Origin of the sequence: Hyphomicrobium sp. NDB2Meth4 (assembly GCF_900117445.1) — a bacterium.
Classification (GTDB): domain Bacteria; phylum Pseudomonadota; class Alphaproteobacteria; order Rhizobiales; family Hyphomicrobiaceae; genus Hyphomicrobium_A.
In genome coordinates this window covers 523,882-546,413 of sequence record NZ_FPEJ01000001.1, presented here as the reverse complement: position 1 = coordinate 546,413, position 22,532 = coordinate 523,882, and the positions used below count along the sequence as shown (strand labels likewise).

20 protein-coding genes are annotated in these 22,532 nt (G+C 64.3%); 3 read left to right on the top strand and 17 right to left on the bottom strand.

Features of this window, described 5'->3' with window-relative positions; translation table 11 throughout:
• Positions 1–7 precede the first annotated feature (7 nt).
• Together NDB2M4_RS02560 and NDB2M4_RS02555 are read right to left on the bottom strand one after the other, a co-directional pair.
• On the bottom strand, positions 8–1,147 hold the full coding sequence (locus NDB2M4_RS02560; protein WP_072371686.1) for an efflux RND transporter periplasmic adaptor subunit: 1,140 nt from the start codon (positions 1,145–1,147) through the stop codon (positions 8–10).
• A gap of 186 nt (positions 1,148–1,333) precedes the next feature.
• Positions 1,334–2,404 (bottom strand): ROK family protein, encoded by a 1,071-nt coding sequence (locus tag NDB2M4_RS02555; RefSeq protein WP_072369657.1) that lies wholly within the window; start codon positions 2,402–2,404, stop codon positions 1,334–1,336.
• A 152-nt stretch (positions 2,405–2,556) separates the two neighbouring features.
• On the opposite strand from NDB2M4_RS02555, the gene NDB2M4_RS02550 reads away from it, so the two are divergent.
• Complete coding sequence (locus NDB2M4_RS02550) at positions 2,557–2,988, top strand: low affinity iron permease family protein (protein ID WP_072369654.1); 432 nt, start codon at positions 2,557–2,559, stop codon at positions 2,986–2,988.
• Between the two features lie 5 nt (positions 2,989–2,993).
• Here the strand turns inward: NDB2M4_RS02550 and otsB are convergent, their stop codons facing one another.
• The 5 genes from otsB to NDB2M4_RS02525 all read right to left on the bottom strand — a co-directional run bounded on the left by otsB (position 2,994) and on the right by NDB2M4_RS02525 (position 9,530).
• A complete protein-coding gene (otsB, locus tag NDB2M4_RS02545; protein WP_083555682.1) occupies positions 2,994–3,821 on the bottom strand; it encodes a trehalose-phosphatase in 828 nt (275 codons plus the stop codon).
• Between the two features lie 15 nt (positions 3,822–3,836).
• Positions 3,837–4,925 (bottom strand): carbohydrate kinase family protein, encoded by a 1,089-nt coding sequence (locus NDB2M4_RS02540; protein ID WP_072369648.1) that lies wholly within the window; start codon positions 4,923–4,925, stop codon positions 3,837–3,839.
• A gap of 42 nt (positions 4,926–4,967) precedes the next feature.
• Positions 4,968–6,422 carry an alpha,alpha-trehalose-phosphate synthase (UDP-forming) gene (locus NDB2M4_RS02535; protein ID WP_072369645.1) on the bottom strand — a complete coding sequence of 485 codons (1,455 nt, stop codon included), beginning with the start codon at positions 6,420–6,422 and terminating at the stop codon, positions 4,968–4,970.
• 90 nt (positions 6,423–6,512) lie between these two features.
• A complete protein-coding gene (locus tag NDB2M4_RS02530) occupies positions 6,513–8,324 on the bottom strand; it encodes a glycoside hydrolase family 15 protein (RefSeq protein ID WP_072369642.1) in 1,812 nt (603 codons plus the stop codon).
• Positions 8,325–8,639: 315 nt separating this feature from the next.
• The gene (locus tag NDB2M4_RS02525) at positions 8,640–9,530 is read right to left on the bottom strand and encodes an SDR family NAD(P)-dependent oxidoreductase (protein WP_083555680.1); all 891 of its coding nucleotides are present in this window, start codon (positions 9,528–9,530) and stop codon (positions 8,640–8,642) included.
• Positions 9,531–9,694: 164 nt separating this feature from the next.
• Here NDB2M4_RS02525 and NDB2M4_RS02520 point away from each other — a divergent pair, with 164 nt between their 5' ends.
• Positions 9,695–10,033 (top strand): hypothetical protein, encoded by a 339-nt coding sequence (locus tag NDB2M4_RS02520; protein WP_139247064.1) that lies wholly within the window; start codon positions 9,695–9,697, stop codon positions 10,031–10,033.
• A gap of 15 nt (positions 10,034–10,048) precedes the next feature.
• On the opposite strand, the gene NDB2M4_RS02515 is transcribed toward NDB2M4_RS02520, so the two are convergent.
• From NDB2M4_RS02515 to cbiE, 5 genes are all read right to left on the bottom strand, one after another.
• Positions 10,049–11,377, bottom strand: a complete 1,329-nt coding sequence (locus NDB2M4_RS02515) for a hypothetical protein (RefSeq protein WP_072369636.1) — start codon at positions 11,375–11,377, stop codon at positions 10,049–10,051.
• 346 nt (positions 11,378–11,723) lie between these two features.
• On the bottom strand, positions 11,724–12,530 hold the full coding sequence (cobA, locus tag NDB2M4_RS19905) for a uroporphyrinogen-III C-methyltransferase (protein ID WP_072369633.1): 807 nt from the start codon (positions 12,528–12,530) through the stop codon (positions 11,724–11,726).
• Positions 12,527–13,297: a precorrin-4 C(11)-methyltransferase gene (gene cobM, locus NDB2M4_RS19900; protein WP_072369630.1), complete on the bottom strand. Its 771-nt coding sequence runs from the start codon at positions 13,295–13,297 to the stop codon at positions 12,527–12,529. Before cobM ends, cobA begins: the two co-directional genes overlap by 4 nt.
• Positions 13,294–13,677 carry a cobalamin biosynthesis protein gene (locus NDB2M4_RS02500; RefSeq protein ID WP_072371681.1) on the bottom strand — a complete coding sequence of 128 codons (384 nt, stop codon included), beginning with the start codon at positions 13,675–13,677 and terminating at the stop codon, positions 13,294–13,296. The genes cobM and NDB2M4_RS02500 overlap by 4 nt, the downstream gene beginning before the upstream one ends.
• Positions 13,674–14,921 (bottom strand): precorrin-6y C5,15-methyltransferase (decarboxylating) subunit CbiE, encoded by a 1,248-nt coding sequence (cbiE, locus tag NDB2M4_RS02495; RefSeq protein WP_072369627.1) that lies wholly within the window; start codon positions 14,919–14,921, stop codon positions 13,674–13,676. The genes NDB2M4_RS02500 and cbiE overlap by 4 nt, the downstream gene beginning before the upstream one ends.
• Between cbiE and NDB2M4_RS02490 the strand changes: the two genes are divergently transcribed.
• Positions 14,920–15,696, top strand: a complete 777-nt coding sequence (locus NDB2M4_RS02490; RefSeq protein WP_072369625.1) for a cobalt-precorrin-6A reductase — start codon at positions 14,920–14,922, stop codon at positions 15,694–15,696. The genes cbiE and NDB2M4_RS02490 overlap by 2 nt on opposite strands.
• Here NDB2M4_RS02490 and cobJ read toward each other — a convergent pair.
• Genes cobJ through cobN form a run of 5 tightly spaced genes read right to left on the bottom strand, consistent with a single transcriptional unit; the run spans position 15,663 to position 22,530 of the window.
• Positions 15,663–16,424, bottom strand: a complete 762-nt coding sequence (cobJ, locus tag NDB2M4_RS02485; RefSeq protein WP_072369622.1) for a precorrin-3B C(17)-methyltransferase — start codon at positions 16,422–16,424, stop codon at positions 15,663–15,665. The genes NDB2M4_RS02490 and cobJ overlap by 34 nt on opposite strands.
• Positions 16,421–17,182 (bottom strand): precorrin-2 C(20)-methyltransferase, encoded by a 762-nt coding sequence (locus NDB2M4_RS02480; RefSeq protein ID WP_072369619.1) that lies wholly within the window; start codon positions 17,180–17,182, stop codon positions 16,421–16,423. Before NDB2M4_RS02480 ends, cobJ begins: the two co-directional genes overlap by 4 nt.
• Positions 17,179–17,811 carry a precorrin-8X methylmutase gene (locus tag NDB2M4_RS02475; protein WP_072369616.1) on the bottom strand — a complete coding sequence of 211 codons (633 nt, stop codon included), beginning with the start codon at positions 17,809–17,811 and terminating at the stop codon, positions 17,179–17,181. The genes NDB2M4_RS02480 and NDB2M4_RS02475 overlap by 4 nt, the downstream gene beginning before the upstream one ends.
• A gap of 13 nt (positions 17,812–17,824) precedes the next feature.
• The gene (gene cobG / locus NDB2M4_RS02470; protein WP_083555677.1) at positions 17,825–19,099 is read right to left on the bottom strand and encodes a precorrin-3B synthase; all 1,275 of its coding nucleotides are present in this window, start codon (positions 19,097–19,099) and stop codon (positions 17,825–17,827) included.
• Positions 19,096–22,530 (bottom strand): cobaltochelatase subunit CobN, encoded by a 3,435-nt coding sequence (gene cobN / locus NDB2M4_RS02465; protein ID WP_072369610.1) that lies wholly within the window; start codon positions 22,528–22,530, stop codon positions 19,096–19,098. Before cobN ends, cobG begins: the two co-directional genes overlap by 4 nt.
• Positions 22,531–22,532: the final 2 nt, after the last annotated feature.

Sequence of the window (22,532 nt, the reverse complement as noted above, 5' to 3'; positions counted from 1 at the left end):
CGGGTCCCTATTGCAGCGGACGGGTGGCCGGCGGCACCAGCGCCTGCGAATTGTCGACGCGAACAAGCGCACCATTGGTGAGCTTCACCTGGCCGCTGGTGACGACCTGATCGCCTGCCGCAAGCCCGGTGGTGACGGCGACGCGCTCGTCGCGTACCTGACCCGTTTTGATGAAACGGCGCTCGACAGTGTAGATTGTGTCCTCAGGCTTTGCTGGCGCGGCCTGGTCTTCCTTGCGCTTCAGGACGTAAACGCTGTCGCCGTAGAGGCTGTAAGTGACGGCGGTGCGGGGCACGGTAATGACGCTGTTCGGTGCGCCCGCGAGCACGGCCACGTTGGCGAACATGCCCGGAAGGAGCGTGCGATCGGGGTTCGGCAATGTACCGCGGACGAGGAGGGTGCGCGTCTCCTGCGACACGCGGGCGTCGAGCGAAGTGATCGTGCCGGCGAAGACGTGGCCCGGATAGGCGTCGACTGTAAGATCGACGGTCTGGCCGACGCGGAGCTTGCCGACGTTCTGCTCGGGCATGGGGAAGTCGACCCAGATCGGGTCGAGCGCCTGCAGCGTGACCATGGCAAGGCCGGGCGAGATATATTGGCCAAGCTCGACGTGGCGGATGCCGAGACGTCCGGCGAACGGTGCAATAATTCCCTTTTGGGCGATCAGTGCCTTGATGCGATTTACGGCGGCAACGGCAGTGTCGCGCTTGGCGCGCGCGGTATCGACGTTAGCCTCGGAGGCGACCGATTTGATCAGGAGGTCGGACACGCGCTTGAACGCGACCTCGGCCTCGAGAAGCGTGGCCTGGGCGCTAGCCAGATCAGCCTGCTCGACGGAGATATCGAGCTGCACAAGCTTGGCGCCAGCGGTAACATCCTGGCCGCTCTCGAAGTTGATGCCGGTGACGATGCCGGCGACCTGCGAGGCGATCTCGACGCCTTGCGATGCGATCAGCGTGCCGATGGCGGGCAGACGTTCGACCCATTCCTCGGTCTTGGCGGCTTCGGCGGTAATGGTGGCGGGCGGCGGCACCTGGGAGCTAAGGAACTCCTGGATCATCTTCGGCATGAAGACGAGCTTGAAGAACGCGATGCCGCCAATCAGTGCGCTCATTATGATGAGAGCGATTAGAAAGCGCTTGATCATGGCCCCGAACCCCGACAACCGGCGAGAGCACGCAGATGCGCGGTGAGCGCTATCAGCGTGCTGCAACCCTAGAATTATTCTGGATGAAAAAGCCCGTTGGGGCAGCCGGGCCCCCGCCCCATCCAAGCGGCGTATGTGTGGCCTGCAATCCTGGGGTCGTCAACCGTCCGGGCGGGGACTACTGACTCAATCTGTCGTCTTGTGACGATTTGTGAAGCGGGCGTTGCCGAGGCCGGTGCCGATGGTGAGCACGCCCCAGCGGGTATAGTCCTGCATCTGGGGCAGTTCGCTGAGGCCCTGCACCACGGCGTCGTTGTGAATGACGACTTGCGTCTCATGCCCGCCGATCAGCGGTAGCTGCTCGCGGACGCAATCTGCTAGGTTGAAGCGGCTGCTTTCCCAGTTGCCGGGCAGGTTCTGAGCGCCCGCCTCGATGGACCCGTCTTCGCGGATGACGCCGGGGCAGCCGATGCCGACGACCGGGGCGAGTTTCAGATCTTTCTTCTCTGCGATGGCAATGTGCTCGGCGAGCATCTCGATCAGCCGGGCGACGGCGCCGTCGCGTTTGGTTTTCTCGTCGCCATGGCGCCAGAGGTCGGACGCGAACACTTCTGCCTTGGAGAGATCTTTGGCCTTCTTGAGCCGTGTCTCAACGATGCCGACGCGTATGTTGGTGCCGCCGATATCGACGGCGAGGATGCCGTCGTGGCCTTCGAGCATCCAGGACGGCATCAGGTGGGCGGCGCCGATCAGGCCGGCCTCGTCGGGATCATTGTGGATGAGCTCCAACTCGATGTCATAGTCGGCAGCCTTGAGAAGGACCTCGGTGCGGCCTGCGGCGAGCTCCCCGACACGACTGCCGCGGAAGCCGCCGCCGATGACGATTGCTTCGGTGTCGCGCCAGGCGGCGACTTTTACGAAGCGCTTGATGACGGAGAACAGCGTCTGGGAAAATTCTTCAACGGCGCTGTGCACGATGCCTGCGGCTTCGGGGTCTCCGTCGGCGAGGAGCTTATCGATCTGCTTCTTGCTCAATTGTTCGGAGGTGGTGTCGCCCAAGGGATCTGCGCCAAGCTTGCGCAGCGGCTCGCGCCATTTGTCGAGCATCTCGTGAAAGGCGCCACGGCTGGCCTTGTCGCCAACGAAGCCGTCGTCGTCTTTTACCTCCAAGTTGTAACTGTCGACCTCGACGCTGGGCAGCACTTTTCCGCCATGCGCGTTGATGACTGGACGCTCGCTTGCTGTCTTAACGCCCATTGACCTACCCAAAATGTTTCAGGATCGACCGCGCTCGGTTCGGTCGCGCTAGATAAAACTCGGGTGTGAGGAAAAGAGTTCCAGCCATGTGGAGGCCGGAACTTCGGTTTGCTGGGGCGCGTTGTGGAGGCCGATCAGTCGGGATGTCTCCAATGGCGTCGTTTTATCCCTCGCAGCTGAGCAACAAAAATTCATCGCTATTTACGCGCTTCGTGCGCTGGTGCTCTCGCGCAGCGGGGAGCCCCTATGCGTTCACGGCTGCGGTTGCCGTGGTGGCGGTGTGGATCGTTACCGGACCGTTGTTCGGATTCTCGGACACGTGGCAGCTCGTGATCAACACGGGCACGACGATTGTAACGTTCCTGATGGTGTTCGCCATTCAGGCGTCGCAGAACCGCGATTCCGAAGCCATCCAAGTGAAGCTCGACGAACTGATCCGGTCGATCGAGGGGGCGCGCAATACGCTGCTCGACTTGGAGGAGCTTGAGGAAGCGGAGATTGAGCGGCTGCGCAAGAAGTACCGCGAGCTTGCCGAGAAGGCGCGCGATGGCGGCGCGGCGGATTGCCCGCCGGCGCCGACGTGATCGGGTTATTTGCGCAGCAGCAGTTCCAGGCGCTGGAGCCAGCTTATCACTTCCGCGGGGCCGGCGAATTCTGCGCCTTTGCGGAACTGCTCGCCGGCGACGCGCAGACCTGCGCCCCCTAGCCGGAACGCTGCTTCGAGTGCCGGGATGTCGCCGACGTCGTCACCGATCATGATCGGCTTGCGGTGGGCAAAGTCGGGCAGCTTCAGCATCGTCTCTAGGGCCGTGCCCTTGGAGTGGCCGGCAGGAATGATCTCGAAGAGCTGGCGACCGGGGCAGAGCACGAGATCATCGGCGTGGCGGGCGACAAGCGCGCGCAGCTCGGCTTCTAGCGAGGGAGCGAGATGAGGGGCCAGCCGATAGTGAACCGCGATGCCTGGGCCCTTCGGCTCAGCGATGATGCCGGGCAGCTTCTGTACGTGATGCATCACGTCGTCGATGAGAGCGGCGGGCAGCGAATTGGTAATGCGTGTGACGGCGCCGCCGGGAAGCATGCGTAGCTCGGCGCCGTGGACGCCGGCTCCGATGAATTCGATGGGCGTAAGCAGCATGTCGATTTCGGCGAGCTGACGGCCGGTCAGCAAGGCGAGAGCGCCGCCGAGGCCATCGGAGATGCGCTTCAGCAGTTCGACCAGTCCAGTGGGTACGCGCACCTCGCCCGGCGTCGCTGCAATGTCGAGCAGGGTGCCGTCGCAATCGAGAAACAGGGCGATGTTGTGTACGTCGCCGCCGAGGAGGCTGCCGGCGGAGATGGGAGGAAACTCAACGGCATGTTCCTCCGTGAAGACCAATTCTGCCGGTTGCTTTCTCGCGGCTACGGCTCTGTCGGTCATCAGGCCAGGTTCCCCTCACATCTTCCATCTGCGCAGTTTTTGTCCGGAGCTGGCGCCGAGACGCTGCTCCAGGGCGTGCCGCCCCAATAACCCGGACTGCGTGTCAATGAAAGCCACGACGTTCGCGGCATTGATTGTCGCAGCCTTCAATGCGACGTCGGCCGGGTAGCCGAGGGTGATGAAGGCAGAGAATGTCGCGCCCATTGCGTCGCCCGCGCCTGCTGTGCTGGCGACGTCCGTGGGCTCGGCGGGGCAGTAGATCATGTCCGCGTCAGAGCAGACGAAAGCTCCGTTGCTGCCATCGGTGAGCATAATGTGGCGTGTGCCGCGGGCCCGCAATGCCGCGAAGAAAGTCGGCAAACTCATTTCGAAGGTGCCCGATTGCAGCCCGCGGGTCAGCAACGGCGGCGCCTGATCACCAGCGGTGATGCGCGGCATGGGGCTGCTCGCGGCGGAGTTGGTCAGCCGGGGCAGGAGCGCTTCGGCCTCGCGGCGGTTGAGTGCGAGGATGTCGATCGCGGCGAGATTTGCGAGGAACGCGTCGGGGTGCACCGCGAGCTGGCGGATCGTTGCGTTGACGGCGATGAGGGCGCCTGCGGTACGCGCCATGCGTACTGCCTGGGGGAAGCAGTCGGCGGATTTGCCGGAAAGGCTCGAGATGTAGACCAGGTCGACGTCGAAAGCCTCGCGAGCGAGGTCTGCCGACTCGAGGTGGGCATTCGCACCGCGAAACGTGAAGACGGCTGCGTTGCGCTCGTGGGACGAGATGATCATGGAGGCGCCGGTAGGGGCGGTGGCGTCGCGGATGATCCAGCGCGTCGATACGCCTTCCGCGGTGAGGCGCGACAGGATGAAGTCGGCGCGCGCATCGCGGCCAAGCTTGGCGATGGCGGATGCGTCAAGGCCGAGGCGTGAAAGGGCGACAGCCGCGTTGACGGCGCCGCCGCCGCAATGGGTGGAGATATCGTGCGCTTCCGTCTTGCGTCCTTCTTCGAGCAACAGAAAGGACGTCTCTGCATTCAACATCGACATGCGTTCGATGCTATCGCTTTCTATCGTCGCGATCGCGTCGACCGTTGCGCCACCGATGCAGAGTGCCTTCATGTGTGCCTCTCAGGCGGCATGTGGTGGCCCGCACCGCTTCACTCATTGATGGCGCGCGCGTGGTGCGACGCGGGCCATCTCGATTTCCTGCAACGCGCGGCGCGCCGCTTCCGAAGGCGAGGTGGGGATCGCGAGTGGCGCGCTACGGCTGGTGCTTTCCAACGAGTCTAGGAAGGAGCGGCACCATGCGTAGGTGTCGTTGCGGCGGATGTCCGACAGGAGCGCCTCGTGGCGTTCACGCCGTTCGGTCAGGTCCATGTCGAGCGCCTTCTTCAGCGCGTCGGCCATCTCCTCGATATCGTAGGGATTGACGATCAATGCTTCTTGCAACTGCTCAGCAGCACCGGCGAATCGCGACAGTATGAGAACGCCGGGATCATCGGGATCCTGGGCTGCGACGTATTCCTTGGCGACGAGGTTCATGCCGTCGCGCAGCGGGGTGACGAACCCGACGCGGGAGTTGCGGTAGACGTCGACCAGCAATTTACGCGGCGTGGAGCGATGGATGTACTGGATCGGCACCCAGTCCAACTCGCCGAAGCGGCCGTTGATACGGCCCGAGAGCGTTTCCAGCTCATGACGGATGTCAGCGTAGGCGGTGACCGTCTCGCGCGTCGGCGGTGCGATCTGCGAGAGAAGAACTTTGCCGTGGTAGTCCGGGTATTTCTCGAGGAAGCGGCTGAAGGCGCGGAACTTCTGCGGCAGCCCTTTGGTGTAGTCTAGGCGATCGACACCGAGGATGCGGGTGGTGGACAGCTTTTTAGCAGTGTGCTTGGGGCGCGAATCCACGAATGCATCGACGTCGATGGCAACCGGAAAGGCGGCGATCGACAGCTCGCGATCGAAGGCGCGGATGCGCCCATCCTGGAGAATGCGGCCGAAGACACCATCCTGCAGGTAGTCGATCAGATTGCCGACATCGACCTTGGTCTGCAGCCCGATGAGATCGTAAGCGGCGAGGCCTCGTGCCAGCTCGCGGTGCTCGGGAATGGCTAGGAACGTCTGTGCGGGCGGCACCGGGATGTGCAGGAAAAAGCCGATCGGATTGGTGACGCCGAGTGCGCGCAGCTCCATGCCGAGCGGGATCATGTGATAGTCGTGCACCCAGATGCTGTCGTCGGGGCGCAGGAGCGGGTGCAGCGCGCGTGCGAACCGCTTGTTCACCTCGAGATAGCGCTGATAGTAGCCAGCTTCGAACTGGGCGATATCCAGGCGATCGTGAAACACGGGCCAGAGCACGTTGTTGGAATAGCCAATGTAGTAGGCTTCATGCTCGCGGGCGCTGAGCGGTAAGGTGGCGACGGTGGCGTTGCCGAATTTGGTGAAGTCAGGATCGCTGCGCTGCTCGTCGCGGCGCTCGCCGATCTTCCCGCTCCAGCCGAGCCAAAGTCCGCCGCGCGTGCGCAGCGTATCGGCTAACGCGACGGCCATGCCTCCCGCTTGTGAAGCTTTCGAGAGGTCGGCGACGCGATTTGAAATGAGTACGAGGCGGCCCATACTTCTCCTGTCAGTCTCAGGAGTAGATTCGGTATTGGGCGATAAACGTTTAGGTCGCGTTTTAGTTCCAATTGAGCAATTCGCGGCGGGTTAGCTGGCCACCCAAGCGTCTTCCCAGCTGCGGGATAACTTCATCGCGGTGTTAATGATGCCCGCCATGCAATAGGTCTGAGGAATGTTGCCCCAGAGCTGGCCGGAGACGGGATCAATGTCCTCTCCGAGCACGCCAAAAGTATTGGTGCGCGAGAGAATGTCGGTGAAGATGTCGCGTGCCTTTTGCGTCTCGCCGATCAAGGCCAAGGCATCGGCGTACCAGAACTGGCAAGCGAGAAATGCAGTTTCGGGCGCTCCGAAATCGTCGTCGGCGACATAGCGCATCATGAAGCCGTTGCGGCCCAACTCGCGGCCGATGACTTCGACGGTTGAGCGATAGCGCTCGTCATCGGCGCGCAGCAGCCCGAACTCGGCGGCGAGCAGCACGCTGGCGTCGAGGTCGTCGTGCTCGAAGGCTCCTGCGAGGGCGCCCCACTTCTTGCTCCAGGCGCGGGAGAGGATCTCATCACGGATTTTGTCGGCCTCGGCGCGCCAGTACCCGGCTTGCTCGTTGAGCGACAACAAGCCGGCAAGGCGCGCGAGCCGATCGCAGGCAACCCAGCACATCATTGCCGAATAGGTATGAATGCGTGCGCGGCCGCGATATTCCCACGGACCGGCATCGGGCTCGAGGTAGCGTTTGCGTGCCAGGTGTCCGAGCGGTTCCAACCGGCGAAACAGCGCCGCATCGCCCATGCCCGGCAGACGCTCGTCGATGAACATATGCGAGGCGCCAAGGATGATGCTGCCGTATGCGTCGTGCTGGGTTTGCTCGGCGGCCTGGTTGCCGATGCGGACAGGCCCCATACCGCGGAAGCCGGCGAGGTTTTCGGCAATGCGCTCGGTGAGCGGCAGATTTGGGATGATGCCGTAGACTGGCTGCAGTGGGGTCTCGGTTTCGACGGCAATGGTGGTGATGTAGTTGAGGTAGTTTTCCATCGTCTGGGTCGCGCCCAGACGATTGAGTGCGCTGACCACAAAGAAGGCGTCGCGGAGCCAACAGAAGCGGTAATCCCAATTGCGTTGCGTGCCGGGGGCCTCTGGAATCGACGTGGTCGCGGCTGCGATGATCGCTCCCGTTTCCTCGAACTGGCAAAGCTTCAAAGTTATGGCAGCGCGGATGATCGCAGACTGCCAGTCGAGCGGGATGCCGAGGCCGCGCACCCAATTCACCCAGTAGCTGCGCGTGCGTTCGAGAAACTCGCGGCTGATGCTGTCGACGGAGGCTTGGAGCGGTTCGTCCGAGCCGAGTACGAGCGTCACGGGATTTGTCAGCGCGAAGGGCGTTTCGTGGGCAATGTAGGAGAGCGGCGCGTCGGTGGTGACGCGCAGTACATCGGCGCCACCGCCAAATCGCATGTGGTTCGATCCGATGGCGGGGGGCTCGGCGGGTTGGCCGTAGTTGAAAGTCGGGCGCAATCGGATCGTGATACGGGGCAGACCGCGCAGGGGTTCGATGCGGCGGATCAGCTGGGCGGGGTGGAACGCGCGCTCATAGAGCATGAAACGCGGGGCAAAATCGGTGATACGGACGGCGTTGCCGCTCGCGTCCTCTAGTATTGTCTCGACAATGGCGGTGTTGCGGACGTACGCGGCGTGCGTCGTCGTCTGGCCCTGCATGACGACGTCGCAGAAGCCCTTTTCATCGTCTCCGGCCAAAAGGCGTGAGAAAACGGGATCTGAATCGAACCTCGGGAAGCACCACCAGACGATGCGCCCGTTGGTGTCGACAAGGGCAGACGTTCGCCCGTTGCCGATTGGAGCGAGGTCCAGGTTTGCTGAGGGATTGGAAGCGTTGCGACCGGGCATCCTGCACTCACTGCTCGAGTATCGGCGTTTAGGGCGTCGACGCGCGGCTGTCCAGGAATGTTCCCTGGATGGTGAAGATGAGATGTCGCGGTGGGTGAGAAGGTTCGACGCGGGCTGAGATGGGGAGCGTCGACGGCAAGATTCAAGAGACTTATGCAAGGAAGACGCGGCAGCGCGCACAGAGCGAGTTTAACGATACTCGCCGGCGCGCCACCGCGCCGACTGCGCCGTGATACGCTAGACACAATTCCCGACGCCGAACGACACTAAACGGAAATTTGTTTCGAGAAAGGAAATGACGTTGCGGTGCGGCAATCACGCCGACGGGTTGCCGACGTCGTGCCAAGGCCGCTCGTCGCGTCGGCGCAAGAGCCAGCCCATAAGCGGAAGCAGCAGCGCGTGGGGGATGATCCAAACGGCTATTTGCAGGAGCTTGCCGGTCAGGCCGGGCACATAATGGTGCCAGCCGAGCTTGAAGGCGAGGTAGGATTCGAACGCGACCTGGCGCGCACTCAAGGCGATTAGTAGCTGGCGGTAAAAAGAAAGTTCGGTGCCCATTGCTCTATGGAAACCGGTGTCCACCGGGCCAGGGGCCACGGCCAACATGCGCACGCCGCGACCGGCGTTCTCTGCAGCCAGTGCGCGAGTAAGTGATACGACATAAGCCTTGCTGGCGTAGTAAACGGCCTGGTTGGGCCCGGGGATAAGCCCTCCCAGGGAGGCCAAGTTGATAATGCCGCCATGGCCGCGGGCAAGCATGTCGGGGAGGACTGCACGGGTCATCCGGGTCAGGGCCGTGACGTTGAGATCAATAAGGTGCGCGATCGCTTCCTGGGATTGATGAGCGAATGGCCCGGCGAGCCCCACGCCGGCATTGTTGATGAGCACTTCTATATAGAAGCCATTCGCGCCGAGCTGGGCGGTGATGCGGTCGATCGCTTCCGGGTTGGTGACATCCATGGGGATGGCCATTGCGGTGACGGCGTAGTCTGAGGCAATCAGTCCGGCCGCAGCTTCGAGCGCATTTGCTCCTCGCGCGATGAGGGCAACGTCGTGGCCGGCGCGGCCAAAACGCCGGGCCAATGCCAGTCCGATCCCTTGTGAAGCGCCCGTAACGACGACGATGGGCTTGAGGCCTCTGACAGCTTCGAGGGCAGCCTCTTGAGGTTCGGCATAACGAGCAAGCCAGCGATCGATCAGGCGCATCAGGGCTCCATCATCGGTTCGGGGTCGACTTGGAAGTCAGATATTTCATTCGGTGCGATCCGATGAGGGAAACTTAAGAGGATCTGAATAGTTCTATTCAATCCTGGACAGGCGGCTCAAGGCGGCCGCAACAGCATCATGCGAGCATGAGGTCGGGTGCAGGCATGGAACATCGGGTTCAAATGGACTATTCGGCGACGCGTTATCAGTCATCGGCGAAGCAGGCGCTGGCGCAGCGGCCAGCCTTTATGCGTGGGCCGATACAACACGCGCGGGTGGTGGCTGGGAGCCGTAAGCTGAGCGCAATGATCCGCAGCGTATCGCCCAGCGGGATCAAGCTCGACGGTGTATTCGGCCTTGCGGCGGGCGATACCGTGACGGTCATGTTGCCCTCACAGGACGTAGTGAACGGGACCGTGGACTGGTCGGTGGGCGGTTTCTGTGGCGTGACCTTCGCTCAGCCGCTGGCCGAGGATCATCCTGCGCTGAACGCTGAAATCTGATGCCTGTGCCGCCTCTTATCTCAGGAGGCGGCGCCACCACGGCATGGGTTGCTTAGGTGGCAGCCGGGCTGGTGGAGGGCCTGCTGCGGCGGGTGCCCTCGAGGCGGCCGGCGGCACAGAGGGCCGCGCGACCGGCGGTTGTGGCGTCAGCGCGTTATGGAGCGTCGCTCGCTCCTGCAGGGACAGCACCCCGGCGGCTTCGAGCTCGGCGATCTCGTTCAGCAGCGGTCCAATCGCACCTTTGCCGGTGGTGACGAAATTGAAGTGTGCCTGTTTCATCAGATCAAGCCGTCGGCGGTAAGCGGGCGAGGCAGCCCGGACGCTGCGCGCCAGGGTCTGGCATTGGCGAGGCGGGAAGTGCATCGCCGCCCACTGCAGTTCGCGCTCCAGGTGGGCGGCTTCCGCATCCGTTCCCGTTCCAGCATTCAGATAGATGGCGACGTTGCGCATCAAGTCCTGCATGCGGGAAACTATGGGGTCGGAGGCGGGGACCGGCTCTTCATCAAGCATCCTTAGGAATTGATCGAGGTCGTGACACGGCGCCTTGCCGGTAGGCGCGGTGTGCGCCGTGCGCGGTGGCGCCTCGTGTGCTGTGCCGGCATAGCCCGCCAGCGGTGCGCCCTGCGGCATGGGCAATTCCACGAGCATCTGCCCGAATTCGGTCGAGACGATGCTAGCGGCATGGGCAAAGAACTGCTCCTCGTCGACGGACATCGCGCCGAGATTTCGATGCACGCCATCGGTGCCGAAGGTGCAAAGCCAAGCCGTGTCGAACGGTCCGTGCTCTAGTGCCACCATGAAGAGCGGCATACGCGTGATGCGGCTGACGACGGCTAGCACCAGCGAGTAGCGCACGGCCGATGGGAGGCCGCTGCGTGCGGCGATGGCCGCAGGGTTCCTGAGGAAGAGCGCGATATCGTCTCCGGCGCGAAATACTCGCGTCGGGGCGCAGCTTGCGATGTCGGGCATGCTCGGGTTGAACGGAAGCGGTGCAAACGGAGATGGCAGCGGCGCGGCCGGGAGTGGCTCGAGGCTGTCTGTCGTCGACTGAGGCAGCAAGGCGCTGGTGCGATCGTCATAACGAAGCACTTCGGCGGGACGTGCGAGTGCTAATCCGGATGCGAGGTCGAGCGACATGGGGGGCTCGCGCGACGGCAGCACGGGAGAGTTCGCGAGTGCGGCGGCGATCGTGTCGACAGCCGACGTATTCGCGAGTGGCTGTTCACGTATCTGAATCTGGCGGCTGAGTGGGCTGGGCGCTTCGATGCTGTGCGCGTTACCGTTGCCGTGAGCATCGGTGGCGAAGGAGGATTGGTCCGCGTCAAGTCGGATGGCGATGGGCATGGGCGCGCCTTTGTCGACGACAGCCCTCTTCTTGTCGCCACTTATTGTTTGTTTCCCGGAACGCGCGCCGCTTCGCGAAGCCGAAGTTCTTTTTGATCCCCGCCACGATTAAGCGTCGGGCCGGATTGGCTGGCAAGCGTTGCCAAGTCGATCAGCTAAAAGCGTTGCCGATCGGCATCGATCTTTGGTCGTGCTCAGAATCACCAGGCTTAGAGGCCGAACGACCTCTGTGAAGGGCGCGAACCCAGGAAATGCGCGAAGTATGCTCCCCGAACAGCGGCCAGCGAGCGTAGGCTCGGTCGGAGTTCAAGGGGGCTATGCGGCAATCGTTCTGACGGGATTGCCATTAGTCCCCGCCCGGTTTTCCAGTTTGCTGGGGCTCGCGGCGGAGCCACGGGGTGATCTCGCCACGCAAGGCGGCTATGGCGCCGATAACGATGAGGGCGGGAGCGGTGATGGCATGCTCGCGCGCATCGCGGGCAGCGTGCTCCAGCGTGGTGTCTAGTGTGCGCTCGGCCTCGTACGTGGAGGCCATGATGAATGTAACCGGCGTTCGAGCGTCCATCCCAGCGTCCCGCAAAACGGCGCAGATCCGCTCCAGGTTCGAGATTGCCATGTAGAAAATGATGGGCTGGCCGGTGCGTGCCATCGCCGCCCAATCGCGCATCGCCTCCTCGTCGAGCGCGCGATGCCCCGTCGCCAGGATAACGGCGTGATTGGTCTGGCGTGTCGTTGCGGGAATGCCGGCAAGGGCTGCCGCAGTCAGGCCGGAGGTCAGGCCAGGAACGATGCGGAAGGGCACGCCGGCACGCGCCAGAGTGATCGCTTCTTCGCCGCCGCGTCCGAACACAAAGGGATCGCCCCCCTTGAGGCGGACAACCTTGCGACCAGCACGGGCCAGCTCGATGAGCCGGTCGTTGATGTCGGCCTGATGCGCGGATGGCTTTCCGCCGCGTTTGCCCGCCGACAGTATTTCGGCGCCCTCTGATGCGAATCCCAGCACGCGCTTGTCGATCAGCTCGTCGTGCACCACGACATCGCCAGACTTCAGCGCATGCACGGCCAGCAGTGTCAAAAGGCGAGGATCGCCTGGCCCTGCGCCGACAAGCCAGACTTCGCCGGAGCGGAATTCGGGGAAGGAGAGGTCAGTCATTGCCGGCCTCCGCGGAAGCGCCGGTCATAGCCTTTGGAATAGAGAGCGCTTTCGGCAAAGTAGTCGGCGGCGAGTGTGCGACCGACCAGGATGAGTGCGGTGCGCTCGATCGCGCCAGCGCCAGCGTCTGCGATTGCCTGCTGAAGCGTAGCCAGCGTTGCGCGAACGACTTTCTCGTCCGACCATGTCGCGCGGTAGACGACCGCTGCGGGGCAGTCCGCCCCATAGTGTGGCGTGAGATCGGTGACGACATCTTTGAGCACATGAATCGATAGGTGGATGGCAAGCGTGGAACCAGTTGCGGCGAAGGCCGCCAGGGTTTCGCCGGGTGGCATGGACGATGCCCGCCCAGGCGTGCGCGTGAGGATGACCGACTGTGCGACCTCCGGCAGCGTGAGTTCTTTGCTCAGGACGGCGGCCGCGGCGGAGAACGCGGGGACGCCCGGTGTGACCGTATAGGGAATGGCGAGCGCATCGAGGCGGCGTAGCTGCTCACCCATGGCGCTCCAGATCGCGAGATCCCCGGAATGCAGCCGTGCGACGTCCTCGCCGCGGCTGGTGGCTGCCTGCATTTCGGCGATGATGTCGTCCAATGCTAGTGGCGCTGTATCGATGATGCGGGCGCCGGGAGGGCAATGGTCGAGGACGGCCTTTGGTACAAGGGAGCCCGCATAGAGACACACGGGGCAGCGCGCGATGAGATCGCGTCCGCGCACGGTGATGAGGTCGGGGGCGCCCGGCCCTGCGCCGATGAAGTGAACCGTCATGGTGCACCGCCTTCGGCTAATGCGCAGGTTGCGACGGATGTTGCGTGGCGTGGCGCAATAAGACGGGCGCCCGGCCCTGCGGCCGCGAGTGCGGCGGCTTCGGCGAGACAGTTCACCCCCTTCAGTGACCGCACGCGTGCAGAGAAGGTGAGCGTGTGCATGCTCATTTTCTGCAGTGCGGTTTGCGGGACCAGTACAATGCTGAGCGACAGCCGCTTGGCGGCTTCGAAGATGCCGAACTCATCGTGCTTGTCAGCGCTCGTTGCCAGCGCGCCAAGTTTGGACTGTGCGATTCCGGAGCGCGCGAGCGCACCATGCAGCGCCTCGATCACGCACTCAGCGCTGGTTCCACGACGGCATCCAATACCTGCGACGATCATGGCTTCACGGCCCGCCAATGTGTGACGGGCATGGCGGGGCGCCAGCCTGAAAGCGTGCCTACCGGTGCGGCACGGGATATTTCGATGCGCGTTAGGTCGCCGCCAAGCTGTCGAAATGCGTCCAGCAGCGCGGCCTCTCCTTCAAGTGTGACCGCGTTGGCGACCATGCGTCCGCCGGGCCTGAGTGCCGACCATGCGGGGGCGATGATGCCATCGGTGATGCCGCCGCCGATGAAGATTGCGTCGGGTGAGGGCAGGCCCGCAAAAGCATCGGGTGCGCGACCGGCAACGATTTGCAGCTCGGGCGTGCCGAGCGCAGCTGCGTTGCGAGCGGCGGTGTCGGCGCGCGCGGAGCATTCCTCTATGCCAATGGCGCGCAACGTTGGGTCAGCGAGCAGCCACTCGATGGCGATGGAGCCGGCGCCGAGGCCAACATCCCAGAGAAGCTCGCCCCTGCGCGGTGCCAATGATGATAGCGTGATCGCGCGAATCTCGCGTTTCGTAAGCTGCCCATCGTTGGCAAAAAGAGCGTTGTCGAGTCCGCTGACGAGGCTGGGTTGGATGGCGCCGGGCTGAGCTGCGACTTCAATCGCAATCGTGTTGAGAGCAGCAACCGGATGGGCGAACCCCATAGTGGCGGTTGTCCGGAGAATGCGCCCATCGGGTGATCCCATGCGCTCCAGCACAGTGATTGGTGAATCGCCGAGACCGCGTTCGGTGAGCAGCTTGGCGAGCTTTGCAGGCGTCGTGCCGTCCCACGAAAGAGCAAGAATGCGCGCGCCATGATGGAGGTGGCGGCCGACCGCCCGGAGATCGCGTCCGTGCAGGGAAATCGTCGCGACATCCTGCAGCGCCCAGCCAAGGCGGGCGGCAGCAAGGGAGAATGCCGACGGCTGGGGCAGGCACACCATTTCACTGGGGTCTATGATCCCGGCGAGTTGCTTGCCGATGCCAAAGTGGAACGGGTCTCCCGTAGCAAGAACGGTGACCGAGTTTCCGCGCAGCGCAACGATGCTGGCAAACGCGTCTTCGATGGGCCGCGGCCATGCAAGCTGGCGCCCCTTGATCAGACTGCCCGCGAGCTTAAGATGTCTTTCGCCGCCGACGACGAGATGGGCGGCAGCGATCAATCGGCGAGCGACCGGCGACAGTGCGTCGACACCATCCTCGCCAATTCCAATGAGAGATAACCAGGGTTCGGGCGCGTTGCGCGGAGCCAAGGCGGAGTTTGCAGGGTCAATCATGCGCGTTCTCATCCTCGGCGGCACGACTGAGGCACGCGCACTGGCGGCGGAGCTGGCGCTCGATGAACGCTTCAGCCCGATCTATTCCCTTGCTGGCCGCACAGCGGCGCCACTGCTGGCGGGTACTCGTACGCGCATCGGCGGGTTCGGTGGTGCTGAAGGGCTTGCGGCTTGGCTGCGCCATGAAGCCATCGACGTGGTGATCGATGCGACGCATCCTTACGCCGCGCGTATCTCGGTCAACGCCGTTACGGCTGCGCGGGAATGCGGTTTGCCGCTGCTGCGATTGCATCGGCCGCCCTGGCAGCGAGAGCGCGACGATGATTGGCGCGACGTCGCAAATGCCGAGGCGGCGTGCGCGGCGTTGGGGACGGAGCGCCGACGCGTGTTTCTCGGAATCGGTCGCAACGAGCTGGCGGTGTTCAAGCACGCGCCGCAGCATCGGTATGTGGTGCGGGCAGTCGACGCGCCAAATCCTGTCGATCTGCCGCCGCTCGCCGACGTCATTCTGCAGCGCGGCCCATTCACGCTGGTCGATGAGCTGTCGCTGATGCGCGAGCGCGCGATCGAAGTCGTCGTGAGCAAGAATTCGGGCGGCGCGGCGGCGCAGGCCAAGATCGTGGCGGCGCGTCAACTCGGTATTCAGGTCGTGATGATCGCCAGACCCGACCAGCCGGATGCGAACGAGTGCACCGACGCCGAGGCCGCATTGCGTTGGCTCGATGGCCTTGTGGACACGGCTCATGGGCGGACGACCTCCGCGCGAGGCGTGTAGACAAGCGGCTGGGCTGCGGTGCGTTCGATCAAGCGCGTGGTGCTGGATCCGATGATGACGAGCGTTCGCATGTCCGCGGGCTTGGACGTCGCATTCGCAAGCGTGGTGATCTCCAGCGCCGCGGATGAGGTGCCTGCTGCCCGGGCGAAGAGGACGACAGTGGCGCCGGACTTATGCCGCTGCAGCAGCTCGAAGGCGCGCGCGAGCTGGTGCGGTCGCGCTTTTGAGGCGGGATTGTAGAGGGCGATGACGAAGTCGGCCGATGCCGCAGCGACAAGGCGGCGGCTGATCGTCTCCCACGATTTCAGATTGTCCGACAGCGATATGGCGCAGAAATCGGCGCCAAGCGGCGCGCCGGCAAGGGCAGCGGCAGCGAGCATCGCGGTGACGCCCGGCTCAACGCGCACGTCGAGGTCGCGCCACCGCGCATCGCCCGTCTCGATTGCTTCCATGACGGCGGCAGCCATCGCGAAAACCCCAGGATCTCCGCCTGATACGACAGCTACGGTGCGTCCTTCGGCTGCGAGCGCGAGCGCGTGCATCGCTCGATCGATCTCGACGCGGTTGTCGGACGCGTGTCGTTTCTGGCCGTCTCGCAGGGCAACGCGGGCAAGGTAGGTCTCGTATCCGACGAGGTCGGTAGCCGTCCGCAAGGCTTCGGTCACGGCAGGGGTGGTGAGTTCCGCATCGCCCGGGCCGAGGCCGACAATAGTGAGCTTTCCCGTCATAGCCGCCGCCCTTGGCCGGGGATGAGTATGATGGCGAAGTAGGGCACGGTGACATCGCCGTCGTGGTCGCACAGCGGCAGCACTCGTTCTTCGCTCATGGTGCCTCGCTCGACGTAGATGGCGCGGCCGAGGAGGCCTGCGGCATCGATGGCGCGGCGAACTTTAGCGAAGTTACGTCCGACCTTCATGATGACAGCGGCATCCGCGTTCGACAGACGGTCGATGAGTGTCGCCTCGGGCAGGGTCCCAGGCATGACTGTCAGGACATCGTCGCCCCACGTGATCGGCGCATTGGCGCGCGTCCAGCAGCCGGACATACCAGTGACGCCGGGTACCACCTCGACCGGGTGGTGCTTTTCAAGCCGGCGCCACATGTGCATGAACGAGCCGTAGAAGAACGGGTCACCCTCGGCGAGAAGGCCAACGGAGCGTCCGCCGTTGAGCTCGACCGATAGCGCGTCGGCGGTCGCGGCGTAGAACGCTGCGATAGCGCTCCGATAGGCGGGATCCGCAGCGGGGATCTCGTCGGTGAGCGGGTATTCGAGCCGCATTTCGCGTTGGCCGGTAGACAGAAGTGGCGAGACGATGCGGCGGGCGTTGCCCTCGCGGCCACGCTTGGCGAAATAGGCGATGACGTCGACGGAACCGATCAGCCCCGCGGCACGCAGCGTCGTGTAGCGCACGTCGCCGGGGCCGACGCCGATCCCGTAGAGCGTGCCGGCGTGCGCGCAGCCCGCGATGGCTTCGAGCTTCGTCATTCTTTGTCACTCGCCAGGGCATTGATGGCGGCGGCTGCAATGGCGCTTCCGCCTTTTCGCCCGCGCACGATAAGGAACGGCGCGGGGGGATCGGCGGCCAGCGCGTCTTTCGATTCCGCGGCACCGACGAAGCCAACAGGAACGCCGATGATTGCTGCCGGGGGAGGTGCGCCGTTGGCGATGATGTCGAGCAGATGAAAGAGGGCGGTGGGTGCATTGCCGACAGCGACTACAGCGCCGGCAAGATGCGGCCGCCACAACTCGACTGCCGCCGCCGAGCGCGTGGTTCCGAGGGCTCGCGCCATCTCCGGCACTCGCTGATCCGACAGCGTGCAGATGACGGCGTTATCTGCAGGAAGGCGAACCCGCGTTACGCCGTGGGCGACCATCTGCGCATCGCAAATAATTGGTGCCCCGGCGTGCAATGCTTTGGCCGCGGCTTCGGCGAATTCAGCTGACTGCTCGATGTCTCCAGCGATTTCGACCATCCCGGACGCGTGGATGATGCGCACGGCCACCTTTTCGGCGCGGCCACTGAAGCGCGATAAGTCGGCTTCGGCGCGAATGATGGCGAACGAGTTGCGGTATATTTCGGCGCCGTCGCGCAGATAGTCGTGAGTGGGACGCACGATACTGCTTCCTTCAGAGGTGCTGCATTGATGCGAGGTCGCGTAGCGTGAGCGTGCGCACCGGCTTGTCGCGTGCGGTTCCGTGCTTAACGAGAGCGAATGTGTCGCCGGTGCCCACGAGGGTGACGTCGGCTACTTTGGAGCGCGCGCAGCCTTTGTTGCAGCCAGAAACGTGGCAGGAGTGGATTCCAAGTCGCGCCAGTTGCGGCGCGAGGGTGCGGGCGGCCTGGTGTGTGTCGACCGAGGAGGACGCGCAGGAAGGCGCGCCGGGACAGGCATCGATCGAAAGCAGGGAATCGTTCTCGTCGATCAGCAAGCCGAGCGCGGCGGCGGATGCCGAAAATGCGGCCGCCTGCTTTTCGTCGTGCGTCAGCGCATAGAGAGAGCGCCATGGCGAGACCGACAGCGCTGCGATACCAGTGTCGGCGGCAGCCTGTGCCAGGTGGCGAAGATGGCGCGACGTCATCCGTCCAAAGGCAGCGGCTACGCCCGCGGCGACAACGCGGCCCGCCTGATTGCGCACTATCCCCAGGGGGTGCACGCAAGCGCGATCGGACAACGTTGGTAGCGCTTTGATGTGCCAGGCGGTGCAGCGCGACGCTATCTGGTCGAGCGTGTCGACGCTGAGGTCGCGCATGTGCCGCTGGCTGGCGCTCCTGTGCTCCATGAAGCCCGCCGCAATTGCCGCGGCGGTGGCAGCAGCGTCATCCGGCGTGGTGGCGCCGAGCCAATGGGTGCCGAGCGGCGTATCGGTGCCGATGGCCACTACGACTTGTTCGTGCTCATCGCGATAAGCGCGCAAGCGGATGTCGGCGGCGATGTCGCCAAGCGACAGGAGCCCGCCACCATCGACAGCGAAGGAGAATTTGTCGGGCAGGCCATGGGCCCCGAGCCGCATGCTGAGCGCAGAGGCGAGTGCAACCGCAAGCGGTCGGATGGGGGTGACTTCTCCATCACCCGCGCCTGCGAGCGGAGCCAATAGAATGTTGTGGGTGGAAGCTTCATCTTCGGGTAGCAGGCCAGCTGCCTCGAGTTCATGCCAAACCGCGGGCAATGCGTTTTCAGCCGCGCCGCGGATCTGCAGGTTGGCGCGACGCGTGAGGTCGATCAGTCCATTGCCGTGATCATCGGAGATGGCTGCGAGCGCGACGAGATCGTCTGGCGCTAGCAAGCGGCGCTGCGTGTTGAGGCGCACGATCAGCCCATCGCCCGTTGCCATGGGGCGGCGTACCGTCGGGCACCAGCCGCGGACGCGATAGTCTTCGCTCGTCGATCCTAGGCGGGTCATGCGCGTGCCCGCTGGTCGCTTGGTGTGGTGCGCAGCGCAGCCAATTCGGCGTGCACCGCGTTTCGCCGCGGAGTCCACAGTCCACGGCGGATGGCGTCCTCCAAGCGTGCGCAGATCGCCAGTGCGGCAGCGGGATTAGCAGAGGCGAGGCGGTGCAAGGTGTCGGCATCGGCGATGATGGCGTCGTGCACGGCATCGAACAGATGAGATGGGGCCCCGGCTCCCGTGGCGGCAAAGGCATAAAGCGCGTCGACGGCCTGGGCGACCTCTGCGACGCCTCGGTGCCCGTGCTTCAGCATTCCCGCGATCCAGCGCGGGTTTGTGAGACGTCCTCGCACAATGCGGGCAATCTCTTCCGGAATGGTCCGCGCGATGGGGGATTCGGGATGGCTGGTGTCGATATGATAGAGTCGGGGATTGCGTCCCGCCATTTGCGCGGCAGCAGCAAAGCCGCCGACGAAATCAGCAACGCCATCGCCATCCAGGATGTCGCGCTCGCGGTCGTCCTGGGGGTGAACCAGAGCGTCGACGGCGGAGATGCGCGCGGCGAACTCAGCTGCCGCTTCGCGATCCGAATCCGAAGCGCCGAAGGCTCGAGTCGCAGTTTGCAAATAGGCGTGGGCGAGGTCGTCGCGCGTCGCCCAGCCGGTATCGAGTGCGGCATCGGCTGCGCCCGCGCCGTAGACGTTGGCACCTCCCCCGAAGATGCGGGCGAGACTGCCCCCGCTTCTGCGCGCTTTGGCCAAGGGATTGTCTGCGTCGTCCTCTTCGAGCGCGGCGACGCGGGCCACGGCCATGTCGAACAGAGCGATCTGCATCTGGAAGATGTCGCGGAAGAGCCCGGAGATGCGCAGCGTGACGTCGATACGCGGCCGGTCGAGCTTGGCCAGGGGGAGAACCTCGATCCCGGTAACGCGGTTGGACGCATGATCCCACGTGGGGCGCGCGCCGAGATAGCTGAGTGCCTGCGCGAGGTCGTCGCCCCCAGTGCGGAGCGATGCTGACGCCCAGAGATCGAGCATTACAGCTCGTGGGTATTCGCCGCTGTCCTGTAAATGCCTGCGCACGACTTCGGCGGCAGCGCGTCCGCCGATGATCGCCGCGGTGCGGGTCGGAATGGCGCGAGGGTCGATCGTGGTCAGGTTGCGTCCGGTTGGAAGTACGTCAAGCCGGCCGCGCGTCGGGGCGCCGGCAGGACCCGGCGCGACGCGTCGCCCGTCGAGGGCCGCGATCAGGGCTTGGCGCTCGCGTGCGGCGCATGCAGCTAGGGCCGCGCGAATGTTAACGACCGCGGGGGAATCGGGCGGTGTGTCGAGGCTGCGCGCCGTCGCGTCTGTCAGCGTGTCGATTACATCCGCCGTCGCGGCGCGGCCAAAGACGTGGAGACTGTCGCGAACAGCGAGGTCCTTGATGTCGCAAAGCTGGGCGTCGAGCTTGGCAATGGCAAGGCGCGGCGGGTCGCTCGCCTCGACACCGCAGTCCTGCGCCAGTCCCGAGCGCCAGGCGCGCTCCATGATCTCGGCTTCGAGCAGCTGCGCGCGTCGGCGGTCGATGGTTTCTGCTTCGCTGTACTCCTCGAGCAGGCCTTCCAGCTCGGCGAGGCCACCATGCAGGCCCGCTGCGCTGAGAGGCGGTGTCACGTGTCCGATGGTTACGGCGGAAATGCGCCGCTTGGCTTGCACTGCCTCGCCGGGGTTGTTGACAATGAACGGGTAGACGACGGGCACTGGTCCGAGCACTGCTTCGGGGAAGCAGCTTTCCGATAAGGCGACGGCTTTCCCTGGCAGCCATTCCAGCGTGCCGTGGGTTCCGAGATGAACGAGTGCGTCGATCCGCGCGACACGGTTGAGGGCTGCATAGAGTGCGACGTAACCGTGCCGGGGCGGGCACGAGGTGTCGTGATAGCCTTGCTTGCGATGGCCGCTTGAACCCCGGTCCGGCTGCAACAACAGCATCACATTTCCGGTGCGGAGGCACGGAAAGGAGAATGCGCCGTTGCGGAAGGCGGGATCGTCCTCCGGGCGGCCCCAGGCGGCGACTATCTCATCGCGTACGGGCGCAGGCAACGCATCAAGGTGCTCGGCGTAGGCGTCGAGGTCTAGCGTGATGTGGTCGTTCGGTTGCGTGGTGAGTTGGGCGATTAGCTCGTCGGGAGCGACATCCGATTCGCTGGCGGTGAAGCCGGCCTCGCGAAGCGACAGCACTATTTCAAGGGCGCTTTGCGCTGTGTCGAGCCCGCAGGCATAGCCGGTGCGGCCGCCGCGCGCGCGATAGTCGGAGAGCATCACTGCAAGGCGGCGTTCGCTGCGTGGCGTGAGGCCAAGGCGCGCCCACGCTGCAGCGAGTTTCGCGACGAACAGGATGCGATCCTCGGCCGGAGCGTGGACGACGCCGGCATACTGCAGTTCGTCGTCGATCGCGGCTTCGGCCTTGAACGATATGGCGCGCGTAAACAACCGCCCATCGATCTCCGGGAGGATGACATTCATTGCGAGGTCGCTGGAGGGAAGGCCGCGCGTAGATGCGTCCCATGCCTCGCGGTCGGTGCCGGAAAGCGCGACCTGCAACACAGGGCAGTCCGCGGCATCGAGGACAGTCGTGTCGTCGTGTCGTCGCGCCGAAAATGCCGTCGCGTTGACGATGACCGAGGGGCGCCGGGCGGCGATCAGCGCGGACAACACGCGCTCGGCAGCTGGATCCTTCAGGCTGGTGAGCGCGATGCCGGTGGCGTGCAGGCCTTGAGCCTCCAGCTGCCGCAACATCGACATGACAGGCGCGAAGTCACCCGCAAGAAGGCTGGCGCGATAGAAAATTACAAAAGCGCTCGGCTGCTCTGTCGCGAGATAGTCCTGCAGTTGCGTGCTGCTGACGACTTCGCCGCGAGCCGAGATGATGATCGTCGCACCGTGCGGGATCGGGGGCGCCTGTGACTGGATCGGTTGCCCGCGGGCCAGCTTGGCGGCGGCGTTGAGGGCGAGCGCCATGTTGTCCGGGGCGCCGTGGCGGAAGTAGGCATCGAACTGTGCGAGACGCTCGGGCTCGACTGTCGAGAGCGCGGCGAGGCGCGCGTCGGGGCGGTCATCGCCTGGGAGTGCGATAAAGTTCGCGCCCGATTTCCGGCATGTCTCGGACAGCCGCTCCAGCCCGTAGCGCCAATAGTCGAGACCGCCGAGAATTCTAACAATGACGACTTTGGCCTTGGTGATCACAGCGTCGATGTAGAGGTCAACCGACATCGGGTGACGCAGCTTCTTCAGGCTGGCAAGTCGCAAGGTTGGAAGCGTGTCGCGTTCCTTCCTCCATGCGGATGCCAGCGCAGAGAGGTCGCTGTCGCTGAAAGACAATACGACCATATCGGCGGCCGTCTGTCCGAGATCGACGGCGACGTCTGCCTCATCGAGCGATGCTGACTGGGTGGCGAGGAGGTGCACGA